The 25,020-nt window shown below is 44.8% G+C and carries 7 protein-coding genes; 4 read left to right on the top strand and 3 right to left on the bottom strand.

What is annotated here, in order from left to right:
• Positions 1-315: 315 nt before the first annotated feature.
• Positions 316-2,469, bottom strand: coding sequence for a heparinase II/III family protein (locus AB4513_RS11830; RefSeq protein WP_102257333.1), 2,154 nt, complete (start codon positions 2,467-2,469; stop codon positions 316-318).
• A gap of 2 nt (positions 2,470-2,471) precedes the next feature.
• On the bottom strand, positions 2,472-4,670 hold the full coding sequence (locus tag AB4513_RS11825) for a heparinase II/III family protein (protein WP_102257334.1): 2,199 nt from the start codon (positions 4,668-4,670) through the stop codon (positions 2,472-2,474).
• Between the two features lie 333 nt (positions 4,671-5,003).
• Between AB4513_RS11825 and AB4513_RS11820 the strand changes: the two genes are divergently transcribed.
• The 4 genes from AB4513_RS11820 to AB4513_RS11805 all read left to right on the top strand — a co-directional run bounded on the left by AB4513_RS11820 (position 5,004) and on the right by AB4513_RS11805 (position 9,246).
• Entirely contained in the window at positions 5,004-5,339 is a 336-nt protein-coding gene (locus AB4513_RS11820) for a cupin domain-containing protein (protein ID WP_010438329.1), read from the top strand.
• Between the two features lie 34 nt (positions 5,340-5,373).
• Positions 5,374-6,306, top strand: a complete 933-nt coding sequence (locus AB4513_RS11815) for a sugar kinase (RefSeq protein ID WP_102257335.1) — start codon at positions 5,374-5,376, stop codon at positions 6,304-6,306.
• Positions 6,307-6,379: 73 nt separating this feature from the next.
• Positions 6,380-7,006 carry a bifunctional 4-hydroxy-2-oxoglutarate aldolase/2-dehydro-3-deoxy-phosphogluconate aldolase gene (locus tag AB4513_RS11810; protein WP_017069898.1) on the top strand — a complete coding sequence of 209 codons (627 nt, stop codon included), beginning with the start codon at positions 6,380-6,382 and terminating at the stop codon, positions 7,004-7,006.
• 470 nt (positions 7,007-7,476) lie between these two features.
• Complete coding sequence (locus AB4513_RS11805; RefSeq protein WP_009846515.1) at positions 7,477-9,246, top strand: sodium:solute symporter family protein; 1,770 nt, start codon at positions 7,477-7,479, stop codon at positions 9,244-9,246.
• 213 nt (positions 9,247-9,459) lie between these two features.
• Here the strand turns inward: AB4513_RS11805 and AB4513_RS11800 are convergent, their stop codons facing one another.
• A complete protein-coding gene (locus tag AB4513_RS11800; protein WP_102257336.1) occupies positions 9,460-24,582 on the bottom strand; it encodes a retention module-containing protein in 15,123 nt (5,040 codons plus the stop codon).
• Between the last annotated feature and the right edge of the window lie 438 nt (positions 24,583-25,020).

The raw sequence follows: 25,020 nt of genomic DNA, 5'->3' as shown, positions 1-25,020 counted from the left end.
ACCACCAGCACAGCCTCGAAAAACCATGGAAAAAAGATACACCTTTAGAAGCGCAATTCATTAACCGCCAGAGATTATTAAATGAGATCCCCTTCCCAAATTACATCAGCCTCTTTCCTACACGCATAAAAAAACCGAGCAACTCACAACGAGTTACTCGGTTTGACTTATTTCCGATATTCTTTGTCATCGACATTAATTTCGTTCAGTTACTTAGATGCGAACACCCTTACAATCGAACATGATATGGCGCTTCGTTCCCGCAAAGCACCACATCAGCACACACCATCGTTAAACGGTATGTGTGTTGATCATTTACAGTTGAGCAAATGACCCTTCCCACGAGTATGTCTCACCCGCGAACTCAACAGTGTGAGTTGCTTGCTGCGTGTCTTCAGCTTGGTTTGAAATACCGTAGTGGTAAGTGTTACCAGAAGTAGTCTGAATACGAACAACAGTCCCGACACTGTTATGGCCCACAACAGACACTGATTTAACCAGACCACGAGCGCCTACAGAGGCTTCGATTGACTCGTTAAAGTAACCATGCGTTTCTAGTACAGAAGCAAACACGTGGTTTTGACCAGACTGACGTAAGATAAGCGCAGGCTCACTCTTAAGGTTAAAGTCTGGATCGTTAGCACCAGTGCGAGCAAAGATTACTTCACTGCCCGCATTCGCGCTGGTTACTAGGCTGTAGTAGCTGCTGTCATGTAGCCAGCTCACCAGAGAGCCCTCTTGGTTCACTTTGCCTGAAGCAACGTTCCATAAGTGCTGGTAACCGTTGTCTTCACCTAGCGGCTTCAGCGTGCTTTCGATGTTGTAGTCGAAGTCAGTACGGATGATCTGGCCAGAGTGGTGAACGGGCAGGTCGTACTGGTGCTCAGCGTCAGCTTCAATGCGGTATACATCGATCACTAGTGGCTTCTCGAATTCAGGAAGTTCAGCAAGAATCACGCTGCGTTGCATGTCTACGCCGGTGTAGTACTCAGAAATTGTGCCGCTCATACCTTGCAGAGACTGGTCGTCTGCTACGAAGAAGTGCTTCTGACCAAACTTAGATTCAGCCAATGCCGTATCGAAGTTGTTCTGTGTTTTCTGATCAACCGTTACTGTGTTGTGAGCAACTGTCTGCTTACAGTAAGACTTGTTCTCTGGGATGTAACGACCGCCAAACTTAGGCTCAACGTTTACCCAGCGACCGAAGCCGTAATCGTGCAGCACTTCGTGGCCACGGCTGAATACGCTTAGGTGTAGCCCATCGTAGTGACCATGGTCTAGTGCAGAGTGGTATTGGTGATCGCTGCCGTGTTGACCAAACCAAATCAACGCCATCGTGTCGTCGTCTTGTTCGTCACGGTGACGAAGAATGCTTACGCCGCCTTTTTCGCCTTCAGGGCCGTCCGTTACAAACAGGCTACCCCAGTTGAATGCTTTGATGTCGTCTGCTGCATTGACAGCGTCAGATAGCGTTTTACCTGAAGCATGGACCCAAACATCTTGTTGGTGATTAGCCATACCAAGTAAAGTTTCAGTCTGCTCATAGCGGTGGTAACACACAGACGTTGCCATAATAACGCCTTCATCGTTAATAGAAATCGTCTTCGATGAATCGTTCAGAGCTGGCAATGTACCGTCTGGGAATGCCGTTTTAAATACCGCGTAAGACGTTGTCTTGATCACTGAATCGTTAAATTCGTAAATACCAAGATCTGGCTGACGACGTTCAATCGCTTCTGCGAACAAGTAGATTGGACGTAGTGAGAAACGGTGGTAGTAAGGACCTTCCATGTAGTAGCCGTCTGGCGAGAACAGTTGGTCAAGTTGCGCTAAGAAACCACCGCTTACTTTGTCTAGTTTCAGGCCGTAAAGCGCTTTGTCTACTGACTCTTGATCGTTGATTGCGTAACCACAGATACCTACCGCTGCCACAGCCCATAAGCCGTGGTTGTGTACGATATCGAAGTCGTGTGCGTAAGTCACAACGAACATTTCGATCATTTGCTTAAGAAGATCGTCTTCGATCAGACGCTTTTGCTCTTCAGAAATGGTGTGGTAAATACAGCTGTACGCACAAGAAGCGTAAAGCATCCACATGTTCTCGTTCAACGTTTGGTGGAACAGCTTACCCGGAGGGTTAGAGTCACGGCTTACGTTACTTTCAAGTGTTGGGTACACCGTCGCGTACGCAGTTAACATATCAACGATGTAATCACGGTACTTTGTTTCCTCAGTGATAAGGAACAAACGACCCGCTAGATCCATGTGAATGTAGTTTTGCTTATGACGGTTATGTTCGTAGCCGCCGCCTTCACCGTGACCTGGAACTTCAATGCCAACTTCCGCCATGTAAGCGTCAGTTTGTTTAATATCGCGAGTCAGTGCGTTACCTAAAAGGCTATCCTTGCCAAGTTCTTTACGAAGCTCTGCTGCTTCCTCAAAGTTAAGTAAAAGTGGTTGATAGCTCATTATTATTTCCCCTGCTCTGCTGTGCTTGCTAATTCTGGGTTTAAAATTGTTTCTACTGAGTAGAAGCCTGTCCAGCTGTATACTTTACCGTTCAGTTCTACTTTGTGTTCAGTGCTCTCAGTCGCGCCAAGTTGGTTGCTGATCATCACTGTCACATTTGACTTCTCTGTGGTGATTTCGACGACTGAACCGACGTTTGTATGCGCTACAACCTTGATGTCTTTCACAACGCCGCGAGCATTTACTGATTGTTCGAACTCTTCGTTAAAGTAACCGTGCGTTTCTAGAACAGAAGCGAACAGTGTTGTTTCGCCTTTGCTACGTAAAATGAATGCAGGCTCTGAACGTAGGTTGAAGCTTGGATCGTTAGCACCAGTGCGAGTAAAGACAACTTCAGCATTGTCGTTAGACGTTGCGCCTAGCCAAGTGTAGTACGTGTTATTTTGTAGCCAGCTTACCAGTGCTGTGCCCTTCACTTCACCACTTGCTACGTTCCATAAGTGTTGATAACCGAAGTCGCTGCCTAGTGTGTTTAACTCTTTGTTCGTTTGGTATTCGAAGTTAGTGCGAACTATTTGACCTTCATATTGATGAGAGTAATCAAATTGGTGCTCACCTTCGCCGCCCTTCTCAGAATCTAAACGGTATAGGTCTAACAATAACGGAGATTCAAGCTCTTCAAGGTTTAACATGAACACGCTGCGTTGCATGTCAAAACCTTGGTAGTGATCGTTAGCAAATGCACTCATGCCGTTGATTTTCTCGTCTTCTACTTTAAAGAAGTGAGGCAAGCCGTGTACTGAGTCTGCACGCTCAACGTCAAAGTTATTCTGACATTTTTCATCAATGGTTACTGCATTATGAGCAATCGTTTGACGTGCGTAAGATTTGTTTTCATCTAGGTAACGACCGCCGAATTTTGGCTCAACGTTCACCCAACGGCAGAAGCCGTATTCACGTAGTACTTCTTGACCGCGGTTGAAGAAAGAAATACCCAGCGTATCGAAGTTGCCGTGACCCATGCCGTGTTGGCCGTAGTTCATCACTAACTGAGAAACGTCGCCTTTCTTATCCTGCATGCGGATAAAACCTTGCGCGCCGTTGTGACCTTCAGGGCCTTCGTTCAATTCAACACTTGGCCAGAAAGGCATGCCGATTTCTTTTTCAGCAGAAGCCGCTTCGTATGCTTTAGATAACTCAAGACCACATGGGTGCATCCATACTGCGTCTTGAATCTTCGCCATACCAAGAATGTTTTGGTCAACACCCTCAGCTGAAGAGTAGTGCTTACTGTAAACACTGACTGCAACCTGAACACCCATGTCTGTGATGCCCATTGTACGAGAAGCATCATTCAGAGCCGGGAACTCACCGTTCGGATAAGCCGTCGCAAGCATGGCTTGTACCGTGTTACCAATCACGCCGCCTTTGTAGTTGTAAATATCAACTTCAGGCATATGACGGTGAATGACTTCAGCGAAAACACATGTTGGGCGAATCGCGTAACGGTGGTAGTAAGGACCTTCCATGTAGTAACCAGAAGGTGCAAACAATTGAGAAATTTGCGCTAGGAAACCGCCCGTATCGTTGCGGTCGATGCCGTAAACCGACATTTCAAGGTACTCACGCTTACCTAAAGCAAGACCACAAATACCGACTGCAGCTACTGCCCAAATACCGTGGTTGTGAATTCGGTCGAAGTCGTGTGCGTATTTAACCGTAAACATTTCTAGCATTGGTTCGAAAATGCGAGACTCAATGTTGTCACGTTGCTCTTGTGTCAGGGTTGAAGCAATACAAGAGTAAGCTAAGCTTGAGAACATTAACCAGCAGTGTTCGTTCAGGATTTGGTGGAACAAACGGCCTGTTGGGTTGGTATTTTTCTGTACGTGGTAATCAAACGTTAGATATTTGTCTGCGTATTCTTCTAGTAATTCTGTAACGAAGTCAGCGTACTTTTGCTCTTTAGTGATCAAGAACATGCGACCAGCTAAGTTCATGTACGTGTAATTTTGCTTATGGCGGTTATGCTCGTAACCACCCGCTTCTCCGTGACCAGGAACATCAATAGGTAAGCGCATGAACGCCTCTAGGTCTTTCGCGTTCGCAGCAATGGTTTTGCCCATTAAGCTCGAACGGCCCACTTCAAGGTGAAGTTGCTCTATTTCTGCTTCAGTCAACAATACTGGTTTAGTCGTCATATTCTTTGTCACCCTCAATAAAGAGTTTATCGGTTTAAACTTTGATTAAATTTTCAAACTCCACATAAAGTAATACAATATGAACTTTAATCATACCTATTCGTCATGGAATGATGAGCAGAATCACACAATTAACCATAAGCCATTGATGTAAATGGTAAATAGCAAACACCAGGCATTTGCTAAGTTATTGATTTATTTGCGCTATATAAAGTATTGCTTGATCAATATCACACAACTCTAGATATATTGTATTACAATTAATCTCATTCCCTTATTATGAATGCAAGTTAAGTAACACTTAAAAGATTTAAACAGATTAGGAGACACACAATGAACTCTTTCTTTATGCTAGATGAAAATCCATGGGAAGAATTGGGCGGCGGTATTAAGCGTAAAATCGTTGCTTATACTGATGATCTAATGGCTGTACACCTTTGTTTTGATAAGGGTGCGATTGGCCATCCTCACACACACGAAATTCATGACCAAATCGGTTATGTTGTTCGCGGTAGCTTTGAAGCTGAGATTGAAGGCGAGAAGAGAGTACTTAAAGAAGGCGACGCTTACTTCGCTCGTAAACACATGATGCACGGCGCCGTTGCACTAGAGCAAGACAGCATCCTTCTAGATATCTTCAACCCTGCGCGTGAAGACTTCCTAAAATAATGAATAGCGCAACCTCAGTTGCTAAGGTAAGCATATGAAATCATTAAACATCGCGGTCATTGGCGAGTGCATGGTTGAGCTACAAAAGAAACAAGACGGGCTTAAGCAAAGTTTTGGTGGCGATACACTAAATACGGCGCTTTACCTGTCACGCTTAACAAAAGAGCATGGTATCCAAACAAGCTATGTAACCGCGCTAGGCACTGACCCATTCAGTACTGACATGCTAGAAAAGTGGCAAGCTGAAGGTATTGATACAAGCTTAGTGGCTCAGCTCGATCACAAACAACCAGGGCTTTATTACATCGAGACCGATGACACTGGTGAGCGTAGCTTCCACTATTGGCGTAGTGATGCTGCAGCGAAGTTCATGTTTGATCAGCAAGACACGCCTGCTCTACTTGATAAGCTATTCTCTTTTGACGCGGTTTACCTAAGCGGTATTACACTTGCTATCTTGACAGAGAACGGACGCACGCAGCTATTCAACTTCTTAGACAAATTCAAAGCTCAAGGCGGCCAAGTATTCTTCGACAATAACTACCGTCCAAAACTTTGGGAAAGCCAACAAGAAGCGATTTCTTGGTACTTGAAAATGCTTAATTACACCGATACAGCGCTACTTACGTTCGATGACGAGCAAGAGTTGTACGGTGACGAAAGCATTGAACAGTGTATCGCACGTACGTCTGAGTCTGGTGTGAAAGAGATCATCATTAAGCGTGGCGCGAAAGACTGCCTAGTGGTTGAAAGCCAAAGCGCTCAGTACGTTGCACCCAACCCAGTAGACAACATTGTTGATACGACAGCCGCTGGCGACTCGTTCAGTGCAGGCTTCTTAGCTAAACGCTTGAGCGGTGGCAATGCGCGTGATGCAGCATTAGCAGGCCACATTGTGGCAGGGACCGTGATTCAGCATCCAGGTGCTATCATTCGTGTAGATGCGACGCCTGATTTGTCTCTATAATTACGCACTTTAACTATTAATCAAGGGTTTGCTTAGTTGAAAGCAGACCCATTATTAACGTGAGAAAGAATTCATGACTACATTAAATGAACAACTAGCAAACCTAAAAGTAATCCCTGTAATCGCTATCAACCGTGCTGAAGATGCCATCCCCCTAGGCAAAGCACTGGTTGAAAACGGCATGCCATGTGCAGAAATCACACTACGTACAGAATGTGCAATCGAAGCGATTCGCATCATGCGTAAAGAGTTCCCTGACATGCTAATCGGTTCAGGTACTGTACTGACTAACGAGCAAGTTGACGCATCTATTGAAGCTGGTGTTGATTTCATCGTAAGCCCAGGTTTCAACCCGCGCACTGTTCAATACTGTATCGATAAAGGCGTTGCTATTGTACCGGGTGTTAATAACCCGAGCCTAGTTGAGCAAGCAATGGAAATGGGCCTTCGCACGTTGAAGTTCTTCCCTGCTGAGCCTTCTGGCGGTACTGGTATGCTTAAAGCACTAACCGCTGTTTACCCTGTTAAATTCATGCCTACTGGCGGCGTAAGCTTAAAGAATGTCGATGAATACCTATCGATCCCTTCTGTACTTGCATGTGGCGGTACTTGGATGGTTCCAACTAACCTTATCGACGAAGGTAAGTGGGACGAACTAGGCAAGCTTGTTCGTGACGCAGTTGATCACGTTAACGCTTAATCTATTTTAGATTTCGTAATCAAGCCTCACTTCGGTGGGGCTTTTTGCTATCTGCCGATTATTACGCAGACTAACAGAAAATAGCGAAGTGAAAACAATAAGCTACACTTATGTACCCGTGAAAAAGTTTTCATTATTGATGTCCAAATTAACGTGAATGTCGTCGCACAACACACCAATTTGTAGCACATTTGTTACGGTTATAACTAAAATCCTATACATACCTACTCTCATAAGCACATCGCCTATATTGTAATACATATGAACCATTGAAAGGTTATTTACCTTTAACCTCTTACAAATTAAACAACCAACTAAAGCCTTAAAAAACAAACAATTAAACAAACAAACAGCAAGCCAAAAAAAATCAATGCGACCTAGATCATACTAAAGACATATTGTAGTACAAATAAACCTTTGAACGCGTTAATCTAAGCCCAGTTAATTATGATATTTAAAAGGCTGAAAAGATGACTATCGATACTTTTGTTGTTCTCGCCTACTTCTTCTTTTTAATCGCTATTGGTTGGATGTTCCGTAAGTTCACCACGTCGACTAGTGATTACTTCAGAGGGGGCGGCAAAATGTTGTGGTGGATGGTTGGTGCAACCGCCTTCATGACACAGTTTTCAGCATGGACGTTTACAGGTGCCGCAGGACGCGCGTTCAATGACGGTTTCGTTATTGTAATCCTATTCTTAGCCAATGCTTTTGGCTACTTCATGAACTATATGTACTTCGCTCCAAAGTTCCGCCAACTTCGTGTGGTAACGGCGATCGAAGCTATTCGTCAGCGCTTTGGTAAAACGTCTGAACAGTTCTTCACATGGGCAGGTATGCCTGACAGCCTTATCTCTGCGGGTATCTGGCTAAATGGTCTAGCTATCTTCGTAGCAGCGGTATTCAACATCCCAATGGAAGCAACCATTGTGGTAACGGGTATGGTTCTAGTATTGATGGCAGTAACAGGCGGCTCTTGGGCGGTTGTTGCTTCTGACTTCATGCAAATGCTTGTTATCATGGCGGTTACGATTACTTGTGCGGTTGCAGCTTACTTCCACGGTGGTGGCCTAACTAACATCGTTGCAAACTTCGACGGCGACTTCATGTTAGGTAACAACCTAAACTACATGAGCATCTTCATACTTTGGGTTGTGTTCATCTTTGTGAAGCAATTCGGTGTAATGAACAACAGCATCAACGCTTACCGTTACCTATGTGCAAAAGACAGTGAAAACGCACGTAAAGCGGCAGGCCTAGCATGTATCCTTATGGTTGTTGGTCCACTAATTTGGTTCCTACCACCATGGTACGTAAGTGCATTCATGCCTGAGTTCGCATTAGAGTACGCTTCAATGGGTGATAAAGCGGGTGATGCTGCTTACCTAGCATTCGTACAGAACGTAATGCCAGCAGGTATGGTTGGTCTTCTTATGTCAGCAATGTTCGCTGCAACGATGTCTTCTATGGATTCAGGTTTGAACCGTAACGCTGGTATCTTTGTAATGAACTTCTACAGCCCGATTCTTCGTCAAAATGCGACTCAGAAAGAGCTGGTTATTGTAAGTAAGCTAACGACTATTATGATGGGTGTTATCATCATCGCGATTGGCTTGTTCATTAACTCTCTACGTCACTTGAGCTTGTTCGATATCGTAATGAACGTAGGTGCGTTAATTGGCTTCCCAATGCTTATCCCTGTACTACTTGGTATGTGGATTCGTAAGACGCCTGACTGGGCTGGTTGGTCTACTCTCGTGGTTGGTGGTTTCGTTTCTTACATCTTCGGTATCTCGCTTCAAGCAGAAGACATCGAGCACCTATTCGGTATGGAAACAGCGCTTACTGGCCGTGAATGGAGCGACTTGAAAGTAGGTCTTAGCTTAGCTGCTCACGTAGTGTTTACTGGTGGTTACTTCATGCTAACTTCTCGCTTCTACAAAGGCCTATCGCCTGAACGTGAGAAAGAAGTTGACCAACTATTCACTAACTGGAACACACCATTAGTAGCGGAAGGTGAAGAGCAACAAAACCTAGATACTAAACAGCGTTCAATGCTTGGTAAGCTTATCAGCACAGCAGGTTTCGGTATCCTAGCAATGGCTCTGATTCCAAACGAACCAACAGGACGCTTGTTGTTCCTACTATGTGGTTCGATGGTACTAACCGTTGGTATCCTACTGGTTAATGCGGCCAAAAACCCTGCAAAAAAGCTAAATGATGGAGCGATTCTCAAATAGTATAGAGAAAGAACACTATTCGCTTAGCTGATATAACACATAAAATAATGCCCATGCTTTCCCCCGACAGCATGGGCTTTTGTTGTTTTATCGAGGCTATTGGTTTATCGGACTCATTCAGCAAGATTTAATAAAAAATAGGCCAGCATTGCTGGCCTATTTCGTTATGGTTTAGTTATTCACTTCTAATCACTAGCGCTTATCAATTGAGCGTTAACCGTGAGTCATGACATTTTGTTGCACTAGCGCATCCAGAATATCAGAAGGCATGGTGCCATTTAACGTCAGCTGAGGCGCAAGATCTTCAACCACAATCACTTGTTCTGTAGTGCCTAAGCCATCAGGGTTAATCGTAAGTTCAATATCATCCCCGTCAACCTTCGCATCAATGTGTTGCAGCAGTGTTGTTATATCTGGTGAGGCACTTTTCAGCTCAGGTAACACTTCTCTTAGATCGAGTTGGTCTCCTTCAGATAGGCTAAAGTCGGTAATCGTATCTTCGACACCATCTTCGATGTTGAACCATACAAACGAATCCATACCGTCGCCACCAGTCAGAATATCGGAACCGCCTCCACCGATGAGAGTGTCGTTACCATCACCGCCAACTAACGTATCGTCACCCGAACCACCTTCCAGACGATCATTTCCAGATCCCGCTGTCAGGTCGATATTACCAGCCCCTGCCAATAACTGAACATCGTCGGTTTCTGTAGCTAAATCGATATCAACCCCGTTAGACACAATGTTCAAGTTGAGATCTATCGAAGCCGATGTTGCAGTATCGCTGTTATCTAGCTCTTCTGAAACCGCCTCCACTTTGAGTGTGTAGCTTCCCGGCGTATCAGAAAGCCCAACCACTTTCACAGTGTCAATCGCATCCGCCGTGGCAATCCAAACTCCACCACCGACATCAGTCACTGAACCCACATCACTCGTAATTTGAGCACCAACAGGCACATCACTGATACGTAGCGTTAGCTCTTCCGTAATATCGGTCAAGGCAGCAATAATACCAACCAAAGGAACGCCGCTAGCGCTTACTGACTGGTTAGCGGTGATATTTCTGACGTAGTTAGACGCAGTATCAATCGACAAGGTCGGCGCATTCGCCACAGGAGTCACTGCGATATCATAGATAACTGGCGTGGTTTCAATGACGATACCAGAAGGGTTTCCGCTATCTTTCGCGATGACTTCCAAGCCAATGCTATTGGTTGGAGACAGGCTCGCATCCAGATAAACACCCGCAGGGCTAGTCGGTGTGTCAATTAATGCATTTAGGTCGCTCAACGTACCTACTAAGATAACCGAACCTGTGTTGTTGCCATTCACCATCACAGTTGTCACGGCAGGCAGCGACACATTTAACGTTCCGTAATCCACCGTCAAAGTGACCGTCATCAAGTCATTAGAAAATGAATCAACATAATCAGGATCACTGACATTGATGCCACTCAGCAGCTGACCCGATTCTTCATCAATAAAATCAGTGACATTGTCACCATTAACAACAGGTGTATCGTTAACACCTTGTACCACAACGCTGATTTCCGCGGTATCCGTTAAGAAATCATTTGAGCCATTGGTTGTACCGTTATCTTCTACGGTATAGGTGAATGTAACATCGCCATTGTAATCATCAGCTGCCGTGAATACCCAGTATGGGCCATTAATCGAATTGTCATCCGCCCCACCAACGTTCTCAAACTTCTGAATTTGCCCCTGACCTTGATCGATTTCGACCTTAGTTACCGTAATGGCATGCCCCTCAGGGTCTGTCGTCGCTGTAATCAGGTCTTCAGCTTTGATGATTAGCTGACCTTCTTCAAGCATGGTGCCCAAATCAATATCGGTTGCCACTGGTTGGTCATTAACTTCTGTAACTACAAGGCTGATTTCCGCACTGCCCACTTTGAAGTCCGGCGAACCGTCGGTTGTACCATCATCGATAATGGAGTAATTGAATTTGACGTCTCCATTATAATCATCAGCTGCCGTGAACACCCAGTATGGACCATTAATCGAATTGTCATCCGCCCCAGCAATGTTCTCAAACCTCTGAAGCTGACCTTGACCTTGATTTTGAGTAAGGCTGATATCTGTTACGGTAAGGTTATGATTTTCGATATCAGAGCTTGCCGTAATCAAGTCACCCTCAACAATCACGATTTGGCCATCTTCCGGAATCGAGCCCAAATCAACATTGGCCGCTATCGGAGCATCATTATATTCCGTCACTTTAATAGTGAAGGTAGTTTGATTCGTTTGAGCGGTATTCGGATCACCCGCATCAATCAAACCGTTATTACCACCGTCATCGATCGTAGCATTAATGGTCACTAACCCACCCAGATTGAGATAGTTCTGATCCGGGTCCGGTTTGAACGTAACCTCGCCATTAGTTAGCGCTGCATTGATGTCAGCTTCTTTACCTGTCATGACAAGTGAGCCATCAGCCTGCAATACAAATGTCACACCATTGGATTGAGTGCTTGGGAGTACAAACTCGCCCTGCGCACCCGGCAGTGTTTGGTCAACTTTCAGCGTCAGTACATACGGGGCATCTGGATTATCAAAGTTAGCGTCGATATCGTAGATACTAAAGTTGTTAATCGCGACCCCATTAGAGTCTTCTGTCGTTTCAAGGTTAGTCACATTGACAAAGGTCGGTTGATCGTTGATCGGATCAATCACTAAATCAACATCGAAACTCGTTGGTGTGCCTAAATACTCCGTGTTATCAGCATCTGTATCCACAGAACGAACGGTAATCTGCAGTGGACCATTAATACCCAAAGCATTACCTGTATCACTATTATGTTCGCCAGAGTTAAATACGATCTTATCTAGCGACTGAGCTGGAACATCGAGAGTCCAGAGCTGTGTAGTTGAGTCATAACTACCCAAGGTCGTTCCGTCAGGGTAGTAGATAGAAGCACCTTGAGGAACACCTGCCACTTCGACTCGAAGGGTTTCAGGTGCATTTTCGGTATACGTTCCGTTTCCTGAGGCCGACAACTCTTTATCTAAAATAGTCGCATTGATTTCAATATCAATGTTTTGGCCTTCGTTACCCGCTATAGAATCCGTCGGGTCGGTATCAACATCATCGCCAACAGGCACCACATGCAGTTTGAAGCTTGGCAAGTTTGCAGCCGCAGTTGGTACACCAAGTAGCGACTCTTGAGTGAATACTTCAACGCCAAATTCAGCAGTACCACTGAAGTTTTTCGGTGGTAAAATCGAAATTTCACTTAAGTCGAATGAAAGCCCAGAAGCTTGAGGCAATTGAACACTCCACTCACCGCCACCGTTGTTTTTCACAGTGTAAGCAGAGCCAGTATCTACACGCATCTGGAAGCCATCAGGTACATCGGTGAACTTAATCGATACAAACTGTTCTGATCCATCAAGGTCAGTCAGAGCAATCGATACTGGTCCTGTACCTGACAAGGAAATAAGCTGGTCTTCGTTGCCGGTAATCTCAATTACATCAGGATCACTACCCGGCCCAGAGACAAGTACATCATCAACAACCGGAACAACATCAAAACGAACACTTGTATTGAAGGTATCGGAGTCGGTTGCAGTGCCTACCGGAAAAGCAGAGTCATTGTAGGTTGCGGTATCTGTAACTGTACCACTTACATTAATCTGCACTTGATTAATATCATTTCCAGTTGGGTAGTTTTCTATCGCCCTAAAGAGGACATTATCGAGCGCCCCCGCCGCGATTTCAGCTTGATTAAACGTGACTGAGGTACCAAGTGAAGTGCCCGTATTGTCATAGAATGCCCCTATCGAAGGGTCATCCAACGTCAAAGTAATGGATGTAAACGCCTCTTGCCCCCCTTCGACGCCTGATACCTGATCAGAAATAGTCGAATTGAAGTCGAGTTGAATGTAGGTGTCTTCGTAACCCACCGGATCTTGTCCAGCCTGACCGTCGTTATCAACAGGATTAAAGGCATCATCAAGCGAACCGACGACATTCACCTCAATCGTAGGGTCCGTCTCCGCATCTGGCGCGACTTTGATGACGACGTCGGTAAGTAACGTTTTCTCATCACCAGAGAGCGTATCTTTGGTCACTATGGTTAGTGGTAATCTAAAGTCACCAGAGTAGTCTGCCGGCAAGTTAAGTAGCAACCCTGAAAAATCAGTTGTAACGCCCTGTTCAACGGTTGTTTCGAATACATATTTTCCATTAACGAAATCGACTTCACTGCTTCCCGCCAAACTAATTGGGAAAGTGCCGCCTGGGTTAATGGTCACAGAGTCATCAATGATAATGGTCACTTGGTCTACCGAAGCATCTTCTCCAGAGAAAGTGATCACACCATTTAGTGCTGCACCTAAATCAAGTTGCGTGTCTTCGATAGCGTCGACAACATTATTAGCATCCATTGTAATGTTAGCTGCAACCTCACCTCCCCCAACAAGTACTTCTGGGAATGATAACGTCACTTCGCCTTCCCGAATAACGGCAGGAGATGACTCAACCTCAACACCATCACCGCGATCAACCACCGTACTAAAGATAGTCATCTTGATGTCATTGAATACGTCTGGAAGATTAGAAATAGGAGGGAAACCAAGACCATTAGGAGCACTGATACTAAACAAGTCCTCATTCGTCACAACCCAACGACCATCGCCTTCATAAGCCGCGCCAATAACGAGTAATTGATTCAATACGTCATCTGATAATGGAGTCTTATTCGGGTCATTATTCGTTAATTGAATAACCAGTTGGTCGACTTCCTCAATAGCAGATGATGCATCGGTTTCTTGATATCGAATAACAAATTCATCCGTGGCGGACGGATTGTCGCTGTTGGTTGTAAACTTGAGTACACCAGTCAAAGGATCGGCGCTCACCGTACCCAAAGAACCAGTTCCAGCCACGTCGTCGACGATAAGCTGATTATCGATGCCATCATGAGTCTCAACAACGGGTCTTACGATAACATTGATCGTACCTTTAACCGTCGCAGTCGCAATACCCTCACCTGGGTTAGAAGAGTCCACATATTCGTGATCACGCTCCTCAACGTCTACCTCTGTCGTCAATGTGAAATCAACGCTAGAGTCCGTTGGCGGAGTCATTTGAATAAAGTTATTCGCTAGTGCAATTTGGGTAAATTGTTCCGGCGTCTGATTCGCGTCTTTAGGGGTAATCGTTAACGTACCCGCACCATCATTCACAACAGTCACATCACCATTTACGGTGGGTGTGACACCCGGTGGAATACCGAAAATCTTAATTGAAGTGAAATGCTCATCTGAGTCGATATAGTCAACGCCTTCAGGATGCCAATCGATGTTGATAGCCGTATCTTCGTTCCCGTTTGTGACGTTGTTGTAGGTTGTTGAGGTATCGATGATAGGCTCAACCAACACTCGAATTTCTTGATCAAAAGAAAGTGTGTGACCGTCGTTTTCCGTTACGATCACTTTGCCTTGAATGTGGATATTCTCGGTCGAAGAGTCGACAGGTCGAATACGAATACCTGACGTTGTACCCGCCTCCGTAATATTAGCTTCGTAGATAGGTTTTGATAAATCAGGGCTACCACCCGGTCCGGTTTCGTAACCCACAAAGTTAAGATCAATAACCGTACCGTCACCATCCTCAATTATAACGCCATCAGGAATACCCGATAAGATGACCGTTATTGATTCGGAACCATCATCCGGTAATGGTGTAGTGCCAGTGTCAGGCTTTCTCTCACCCGACAATACCGTGAAGTCAAGCAGAGCAAAGCTGTCGCCGTTTTGACTCTCTTGAATCGTCGTTTGAACACCGCTTGCACTACCATCTGTAATTGCGGTCCAATCGGTACCATTCGTCCCACCATAAGGTGTGTCAGCAACTCCTTTCACTTCAACGTTAACCGTTTTAGTACCGAGTATTTCTACATCGACTTGTTGTGGGTTGGTTGACAGGTTTGCAGTGTCCTTCACTACACCTGTAACATCAAAAGTGAAATCCACATTGCTGTGTTTAGTTGGAACCACCTCAACGTTAGCCAAATCGGAATACGCTATTTCGTGGTAATTGGTACCACTGACAATAGGAACTACCGTGGTTGTACCCACAAAGTAAAGCACTGCGCCTTCTGTAATATTGCTGATACGAACAAACAGTTCTTCAGAGCCATCCGTATCGACCGACCCTGTCATGGTGATGACTTCGTCTAGCGTGAATGCATCTTTGTTATCCAAAGGCCCAAGGTAGTCGGGATTATCAATATTGTCTTCGTTGATTTGAATGCGATTTACACTGAACTTTCCAGGGTCAGCGTCAGCAGTGACATCAATAATGATGTTTTGCTCTACAGAACGAGCCTTAGTTTTATCATTTGCCCCACCGTTAGTAGTATCTTCATAAGGATTCAGTGTTTCCTCTGTAACCGCTGTTGCTTCGAACTCTATCTGACCCGAGAAATTATCAATAGGGTTAACCACGGTGGTGTTAATGTCTTCTGCCGCTATTTTATATACACCACCCGCCGTCAGCGTAAGCACATTGCCGTCTTTATCAAGAAGCTCAAACTTTCCGTCACCTTCAACAACTTTCAACTCATAAGTGATCGTTTCAGTTTGGCTACTATCTTGTGATACTGCGTTTAGCTGCAACGTGACGTTGTCTTCATCTTCATTGACTTGATACTGATAAGTGCTGTTGCCATCATCCCAAGTAGCAATATCCGCTACCGCTTCAATCTCGATTTTGAAACTTGAGTTTACTTTGTGGTCAAGAGTGCCTCCATTATCGATCTCCAATTGATAGCGGATCTCAACGCCATTACTATCTGAACCATAGTTTTGGTCAGGAACGAAATAAAGGTTTTCGATGGTTGCAATGGTTTGTCTTACTTCACTTGGGTTTAAAGCATAGCTTTGTTGCATTTGAGGCGGTCCAAATAATATTTGACCGTTAGTTTCAGGCGTTAACTTGTGATACTCACCACCCTCAAAGTAATAGAACGTGCCTCTATGGTTACTGTTTTTTATAATCAGTTGACCGATAGACTCGCTGTTATCCCTGTCATTCAGGTTAACCTGAAGCGCAACTTGAGCTGGTGCATTAGGTAATCCGCTTTGGTTGTCTTGTATATTTTCAAGAATCGGAGCATCACCTGCAGCATATGGTATTGTTGAGTCTCTACCCGCATCCTCAAAGGTGGTCACTGTCAGCGCGATTTTCGACGAATTCCTATCCGTAATAGTGATGTCCAAGGGTGTCGATGACGTATCTGAATCGCCATCCTTCGCTGTTACATTAATAGAGAAATTAATTTCATCACCAACATGCTCTAAGTAATTATTGGCTCTAAACTCAATCTCACCATTTGAGTTTATTTTCAGTCTACCCAGTTCTCGAGGATCAACAGAGCCATTAATTTGCTCGTAAACTCGAATCTGTTGGCTACCACTAATTAAATCGAAGTCACTACTGTAAGACCCACTGTTCCCTGAACGGAAAACAATTCCACTTCCGTCAAATGCCTCAATTTTGCTCAGTACCGCACCATCGGCACCGACATCTGTAGCATCAGCAAACATATCGACTATAGAGCCGCGATAACCCTGACCTTCAACACGAGTAATCGATTGTGTTGTCACTAATGGAACATCATCCGTCACCGTGATCTTCAGATCGATCGCATTCGATTGGTCTTGATCAAAATCTTCAGCAACGATTGAGAAATCAAGATCTATCGCATTCTCATTTGCACCATCAGGGTGCTTCAGTGGTTTAAATAATTCGAATTGATAGCTGTTATCAGAGGTATCGAAAACAATCTCAAACACGGCTTCATTGCTGGTCACAGTTTGAGCAACATAGGTGAATGTTGTGCCGTTTTGTGAAACAGCTAGCCACTCTAAGCTTTCTCCATCGGAGGTTAAACCGGTCAAGACTAAATCTTCATCAACCAGTTCATACTTCACAACGCCATCGGCACCTTCATCGACGGTGAACAGTCCATTGATAATGGTGTCTTCAGATTGATCCGAACCTATGCCTGAAAGGTCGTCTTCATCGACAACCGTTTCGCCCGTCGGCGGCGTCATTACTGGAACATCATCAATGACTTGAATTGGTAGTTGATACTGGTTGGAGTCATCGCCATCACCGTCTACCGCCACAACATTAAATGGTATGGTTAGGTCATTTGATCCAGTAGCGTGATTTAGAGGGCCAAGTAAAGTGAATGTGTATGACCCATCGTTACCAAGTGCAAGAGTAAAAATCGGAGTCCCACTTGTGGTCGCACCTTGGTAGGTGGTTGTGTTCGCAGCCCCAGTGACCTCAGTGATCGAAATCGCTTCATTGCCTGATGTCAGAGTAGTTTCTAGAGTGGCTACGTTACGCAGTTCGTAAACCTCTACTTGGTCTGCACCTTCTGTGGTCACAAACGAGCCTGTCGCTTGAGCCACAACAGAGCCTAAATCATCTTCATCAACAACAAACGTACTCGCAACTGTTGTATCCGTAATGACGGGTACATCATCAGTAATAGTCACCGTAAGAGGCTTAATTACTGAATCCGTATTGTCTTGGTCGACCGCAATAACTGGCAAGGTGAAGATTTGAACGTTATTACCTTGCACAGGCAGGTGATCTAACTCTTCTAACAATGTGAAGGTATATTGACCAAGCACCAAACTATCAAAAGTGATGGTGAAAATGTCCGTTTGGACACCACCGTTTTCTACGAAGCCAATATAATTGTCGCTGTTTAGAGGATCTTCTTTTAGCTTAACAACCAGACCATCCGATTTTAGGTCCCCAGTTGTGTTGAACTGCGCAGTATCAATACGGAAGTGGTTCACATCATCACTACCAGATGTAAACGTCATTGTTCCGGTTTGAGTGACCGTTATGCTCGGAGAGGTGCCATCAAGCAAGTTTGCTTCAGCCAAGGCGACTGGTGGTATGTTATCAATAACAGGTGGAGCACCATCTGAAATGGTAAGCGTAACGGTCGACGTGACTTCGTCACCATCTTTATCTTCAGACATGACCGTAATAGTCTTAACAATATCGCCCCCTGAATGATTGAGGTTGCGATTAGGTTCGAAACGGACATCACCTTCCAGAGTGATATACAGTTTACCTTCAGCAACAGGGAAAACCTGCTCTCCGGTTGTCCCCTGAACTAACGTGTACACGTTGTTATCGTAAGTAAACTGGGTAATCGTTGCCCCGTCGGCACTTTGGTTTGGCATTACATCGACAGTACCTGTCGTGACAACACCAGCGGCTAAATCAGCCACCGTTGGTTCCGTAATGCTCAGCGTTTGATTTTGCATGCCTTGAACATCATCGCTGACCGTCACTTTCAATGGCGACATCAATGAGTCGTCACCATCACGGTCGACCGCAAAGACAGGTAGTTCAAAGCTCAGGTCATTCTTAGCTTGGCCATCAGCATGATCTAATGCTTCAAGCAGAGTAAAGGTGTACTCACCCACCGTGCTAGTAGAGAAGCTAATCGTAAAGACCGGAACTTCTGGGTTGGCTCCATCTTTCACAAAGCCGATGTACGCACCTGTCGTGTTTGGATCCGCTTTAAGCTCAACGACCAACCCATTCGATTTTAGCAAACCATTAGTATTAAATTGGTTCGGTTCAATGCGGAAACTGGTGACATTATCACTTTGATTGGTGAACTGAATAGTCTCAGTTTGACTCACCGGAGCATTGCTTGCTGCCGAGCCATCTGTAAGGTTAGATTCTGATAAAGTGACACTTGGAATGGTGTTGATGATTGGAATATCACCATCGGTGATGGTCAACTTCACGGTAGATGTCACTGGGTCTTTATCAAAGTCACTTGACGTCACTACGATGGTTTTAACGATGTCTTCGCTGCTCGTGTGGTTTAAATCGCGATTGGGTTCAAAACGCACTTCACCTTGAAGGGTGATGACTAACGTCCCTTCAGTGAAACCGAAGCGCTGCTCACCAGTATCTGTTTGAACCAATGTTCTAAGTTGTCCGTCATAAACGAACTGGGTAATCGTTGCCCCATCTGCACTTTGCACTGGCATCACATCAACCGTGCCTGTCGTGACAACACCAGCAGCCAAATCAGCCACCGTTGGCTCAGTAATGGTCAACGTTTGGTTTTGCATGCCTTGCACATCATCGCTGACCGTCACTTTCAATGGCGACATCAATGAATCGTCACCATCGCGGTCGACGGCAAATACAGGCAGTTCAAAGCTCAGATCGTTCTTCGCTTGGCCATCAGCATGATCTAACGCTTCAAGCAGAGTAAAGGTGTACTCACCCACAGTGCTAGTAGAGAAACTAATCGTAAAGACAGGAACCTCTGGGTTGGCGCCATCTTTCACAAAGCCAATGTACGCCCCAGTCGTGTTGGGATCCGCTTTAAGCTCAACGACCAATCCATTCGATTTGAGTGTGTCGTTGGTATTAAACAGGCTTGGCTCAATGCGGAAACTGGTCACATTGTCGCTTTGATTGGTAAAGGTGATCGTCTCTGTTTGACTCACAGGCGCGTTGCTTGCGGTTGAGCCGTCTGCAAGATTAGATTCCGATAGCGTGACGCTTGGAATGGTATTAATCGTTGGAATATCACCATCGGTGATGGTCAACTTCACGGTAGATGTCACAGGGTCTTTATCAAAGTCACTTGACGTCACTACGATGGTTTTAACGATGTCTTCGCTGCTCGTGTGGTTTAAATCGCGATTGGGTTCAAAACGCACTTCACCTTGAAGGGTGATGACTAGCGTCCCTTCAGTGAAACCGAACCGCTGCTCACCAGTATCTGTTTGAACCAGTGTTCTAAGTTGTCCGTCATAAACAAACTGAGTGATTGTTGCACCATCTGCACTTTGCACTGGCATCACATCGACAGTGCCTGTCGTAACAACACCGGCAGCTAAATCTGCAACCGTTGGTTCCGTAATGCTCAGCGTTTGATTTTGCATGCCTTGAACATCATCGCTGACCGTCACTTTCAATGGCGACATCAATGAGTCGTCACCATCACGGTCGACCGCAAAGACAGGTAGTTCAAAGCTCAGGTCATTCTTCGCTTGGCCATCAGCATGATCTAATGCTTCAAGCAGAGTAAAGGTGTACTCACCCACCGTGCTAGTAGAAAAACTAATCGTAAAGACGGGAACCTCTGGGTTAGCTCCGTCTTTCACAAAGCCGATGTACGCTCCAGTCGTATTTGGATCAGCTTTAAGCTCAACGACCAACCCATTCGATTTAAGTGTGTCGTTCGGGTTGAATTGAGCAGGATCGATACGGAATTTGACTACATCATCACTTTGATTGGTGAACTGAATAGTCTCAGTTTGGCTAACAGGAGCATTGCTTGCTGCCGAGCCATCTGTAAGGTTGGATTCCGATAAAGAAACGCTTGGAATGGTGTTGATGATTGGAATATCACCATCGGTAATGGTCAAAGTCACGGTGGATGTCACCGGATCTTTATCAAAGTCACTTGACGTCACTACGATTGTTTTAACGATGTCTTCGTTGTTTGTATGAACTAAATCGCGATTGGGTTCAAAGCGCACTTCACCTTGCAGGGTGATGACTAACGTCCCTTCAGTGAAACCGAACCGCTGCTCACCAGTATCTGTTTGAACCAGTGTTCTAAGTTGTCCGTCATAAACGAACTGAGTGATTGTTGCACCATCTGCACTTTGCACTGGCATCACATCGACAGTGCCTGTCGTAACAACACCTGCAGCCAAATCAGCCACCGTTGGCTCAGTAATGGTTAACGTTTGGTTTTGCATGCCTTGCACATCATCGCTAACCGTCACTTTCAATGGCGACATCAATGAATCATCACCATCACGATCGACCGCAAGTACAGGAAGCTCAAAGCTCAGATCGTTCTTTGCTTGGCCATCAGCATGATCTAATGCTTCAAGTAGAGTAAAGGTGTACTCACCCACCGTGCTGGTAGAAAAGCTAATAGTAAAGACGGGAACTTCTGGGTTGGATCCATCTTTCACAAAGCCAATGTACTGGTTGCTGTTTTGTGGATCGACACGTAACTCGACGGCTAACCCGCCCGATTTAAGCGCGTCGTTGGTGTTGAATTGAGCAGGGTCGATACGGAACTTGACTACATCATCACTTTGATTGGTAAACTGAATAATCTCAGTTTGACTCACAGGCACGGTGCTTACTGCCGAGCCATCGGCTAGATTGGATTCTGATAGCGTGACGCTTGGAATAGTATTGATGATTGGAATATCACCATCGGTGATGGTCAAAGTAACGGTGGATGTCACCGGATCTTTATCAAAGTCACTTGACGTCACCACGATCGTCTTAACGATATCTTCGCTGCTTGTGTGGTTTAAATCGCGATTGGGTTCAAAGCGTATTTCACCTTCAAGGGTAACAAACAGTTTTCCCTCAGGCACAGTGATAAGCTGCTCTCCCGTTAAGCCCTGATTCAAGGTGTAAACGGTATTATCATACGTGATCTGGGTAATGGTCGCGCCATCAGCACTCTGATCAGGCATCACATCAATGGTGGCAGTCGTCACCTTACCAGCAGCCAAATCCGCAACCGTCGGTTCAACAATATTGAGCACACCATCTTTCATGATTTGCACATCATCACCGATGGTCATTGTAAGCGGGGAAATTTGCGAGTTATCGCCATCAGTGTCCACGGCATAAACAGGCAGTTCAAAGCTCAGGTCGTTATTTGCAAGGCCATCTTCATGATCTAACGCTTCAAGCAGCGTGAAGGTGTATTCCCCTAATGTACTTGTAGAAAAGCTAATCGTGAACACTGGGACATCAGGGTTTACCCCATCGTTAACAAAACCTATATAAGTACCTGAGTTCTGAGGGTCTTCCTTGAGTTCAACGACAAGCCCATTCGATTTGAGCGTATCATTAGTATTAAACAAGTTTGGATCAATTCGAAAACTCGCGACATCATCACTACCGGCTGTAAACGTAATCGTTTCAGTGGCGCTAACCGCATTTCCGCTTGGCGAAGATCCATCACCAAGATTCGTTTCAGATAATGTCACTGGTGGAACTAGGTTAATTACCGGATCTTGGCCATCAGTAAGACTAAGATCAAGCGTTGAAAAGCTCTCGTCGCCATCAGCATCTTCAGCTAAAAAGGCAAATTGTTTTACTATGGTTTCGCTGCTTGAGTGGTTGATATCACGAGCGACTTCAAAACTAAAATCACCATTGAGTGAAATCGTTGCAACCCCTTCTGTAAATGGGAAAGTTTGTGCCGCATCTGGGAGTAGATTTTGGTCTAACTTGTATTCGACCCCATCGTAAGACAATGATTGGATTGTCGAACCATCCGCACCCTCAAAGTTGAATAGATTATAAGAAACAACAGTATCGCCCGCCAAAGTCGGTTCATCGACGGAAACGACATTATCGATGAGTTCGACCACATCATCTTTTACACTGATTAAGATCTCAGCAGCTTCTGGTGTGTTTGACCCACCAGACAGTGCAGAGCGGTCACCATCCGAGTCAACCGCGTAAATGGGCAATACAAAGGTTAGCAACTCACCTTCAGCACCTTGGTGTGAAAGCGATTCGTACAGAGTAAATTCATAATTCCCCAATGATGGACTATCGACTTTAACGTCAAAGACCGTAATTCGAGATCCATTGACCTCAACATAACCTTCATACGTTCTCACATCATTGGTTTGACTAACTAACTCTAATTGAACGGCAGCACCATTGGAAACCAAGGCTCCCGCTGTATTAAATTCAGTCGGTTCAAGTTCGTAATGGTCAATAATGTCACTTTCAAAAACACTTGCTGTGATACTGCCAATACCACCTACTGGGGTTGTTCCTTCTTGTGAGCCACCAACAATGCCTGACTCATCAACATCGATGCCATCAACATTAATAATGAACGGGCTATCACCATCAGAGATATCAACCTTAATCGTATTCGTTACGACATCCTGGTCAAAATCGGTAACCGTAATCGGTAGAGAGAATGAAAGCGTGTCGGAGCTCACTTCTTCTATTGGTTTAAACTGTTGGAAATTATATGTGCCATCGGTATCGAGGGAGATTGTGAGAACAACCTCACCTCTCCCTTGAATAGACAGAGTGATCGTTGTTCCGTCATCAGACAGTCTTGCAACCGTATTTTGGTTATCACTGAGCAGCCCATCAAACTCTTCTAACGCACTTGCATCAAAGACAGCAGATTGAAGTTTATCACTTCCAATATTAGAAAAAGTGCCTTCAATAGGTGCACTACTCGTTTCTACATTATTGATATTCACGCTTTCAGCAGACGGATTCACTCCGTCAAATAAAGTAACCAGCGCATTAATTGGTGATGCTATTGGGTTTCCTGCGGAGTCTTCACCTTGAATATCAAAAGCAAAGTTAATTTGATCGCCAGTATAAGAAACCTGCCCACCACCGATAGACGGAACATGATCAATAGATTGAGAAATCGTGGTGGTTAATGAGATATCGATATTATTGCCAACACTAGTAGCATCAATATCGATACGTAATACTTCGTCAGTACCTTGAACACCAACAATGGAATTCGTTACCGAGTCGTAAGTAAACGTGACAACTTGGCCGCTTGATGTAATGTCGTTATTAAGCTCACTTAGGAGTGAAGCAAGGGAGAGTGTGTCTGGGACAAAAGAATCTGGGTCTAGAGCTAAACTGCCCGCAATAATCGTTTCTGTGGTCGTAATAGATTGGGGGTAGGTATTGCCAGAAATAGAACCTTCAGTGACTGATTCGCTGATCGATTGACCACCAGCTGAACGTGTGATCGTTCTAAATTCCTCTCGAGTTTCCTCTACCTCTTCTTTCGCAAGCCCTGATGTCTCAAAGAATGTCGAGGGCTGAGTTTGAATATTATTGTATTCAATCGTAACAAAGCCTGCATTTGCAGAGCCTAGCCCTTCACCAGCAGCCGTTGCTTCCAAAATTTCAGTAGGATCGGCGCCACCTAAAATAGCTTCTTGGATTGCCGCAATATCATCGTCAGTAAATGCTCCGTCGTCAGATTGCTCTAGATCGAAATTGACCTCTCCGGCGATAGGGGCATCAGCCCAAGACAATTCTTGGTCAATACATCCAACACAATTCTCGCCAACCAGAACCTCACCATTTGGAGCACCTAATACAAGTTCTGCATTATTTGCGGTAATGACTATCTCATTTTCACGGATGATATCGCCAACTAGAACTTTTTTTGGGTTGCCGTCAGGTGTTACTACAACCACATCCCCACTTACTGCTTCAACAACCGCAGCTTGGCGCGAAACCTCAATATCCATATATCCCCCGTTATCACAAGCACTCTTATCTAGAGCTGTACAAATTATTTTTGTTAATCATTACAGGCTTTAATCAAATTCATACTTACCCCTCATCAATGGCCAATCTTTTGTTGTGCCTCTTCGAGTTGAAAAGAGATAAGTATTTAACCTGTTTTTTTTATAGTTTACTTACTGTTAAGCCTAGTCTTCCCCATAAAAAATGCCATGTCTGTGCTAAGAGACTCCTTTTCACAAATTCACTTATTCTCTATGGATTTCTAAAACACAAATTAAACGTTAGTAGTGCATTGATTTATATGCAAATAAACTCACAGCGATGTTACATCTCTTTAATCCTATAAAGATATACAGGAATAAAGTAGATAAATCATGAGCGAATATCAGACATTGCTTGAGGCAAACGATGTGATAGCAACAAAGCAGAGAGTAGTCCCA

The organism is Vibrio sp. 10N.222.54.E6 (assembly GCF_041473955.1).
Taxonomy (GTDB): Bacteria; Pseudomonadota; Gammaproteobacteria; order Enterobacterales; family Vibrionaceae; genus Vibrio; species Vibrio tasmaniensis_A.
The sequence above is the reverse complement of the archived record's forward strand: the minus strand, read 5'-3'. Positions and strand labels throughout refer to the sequence as shown.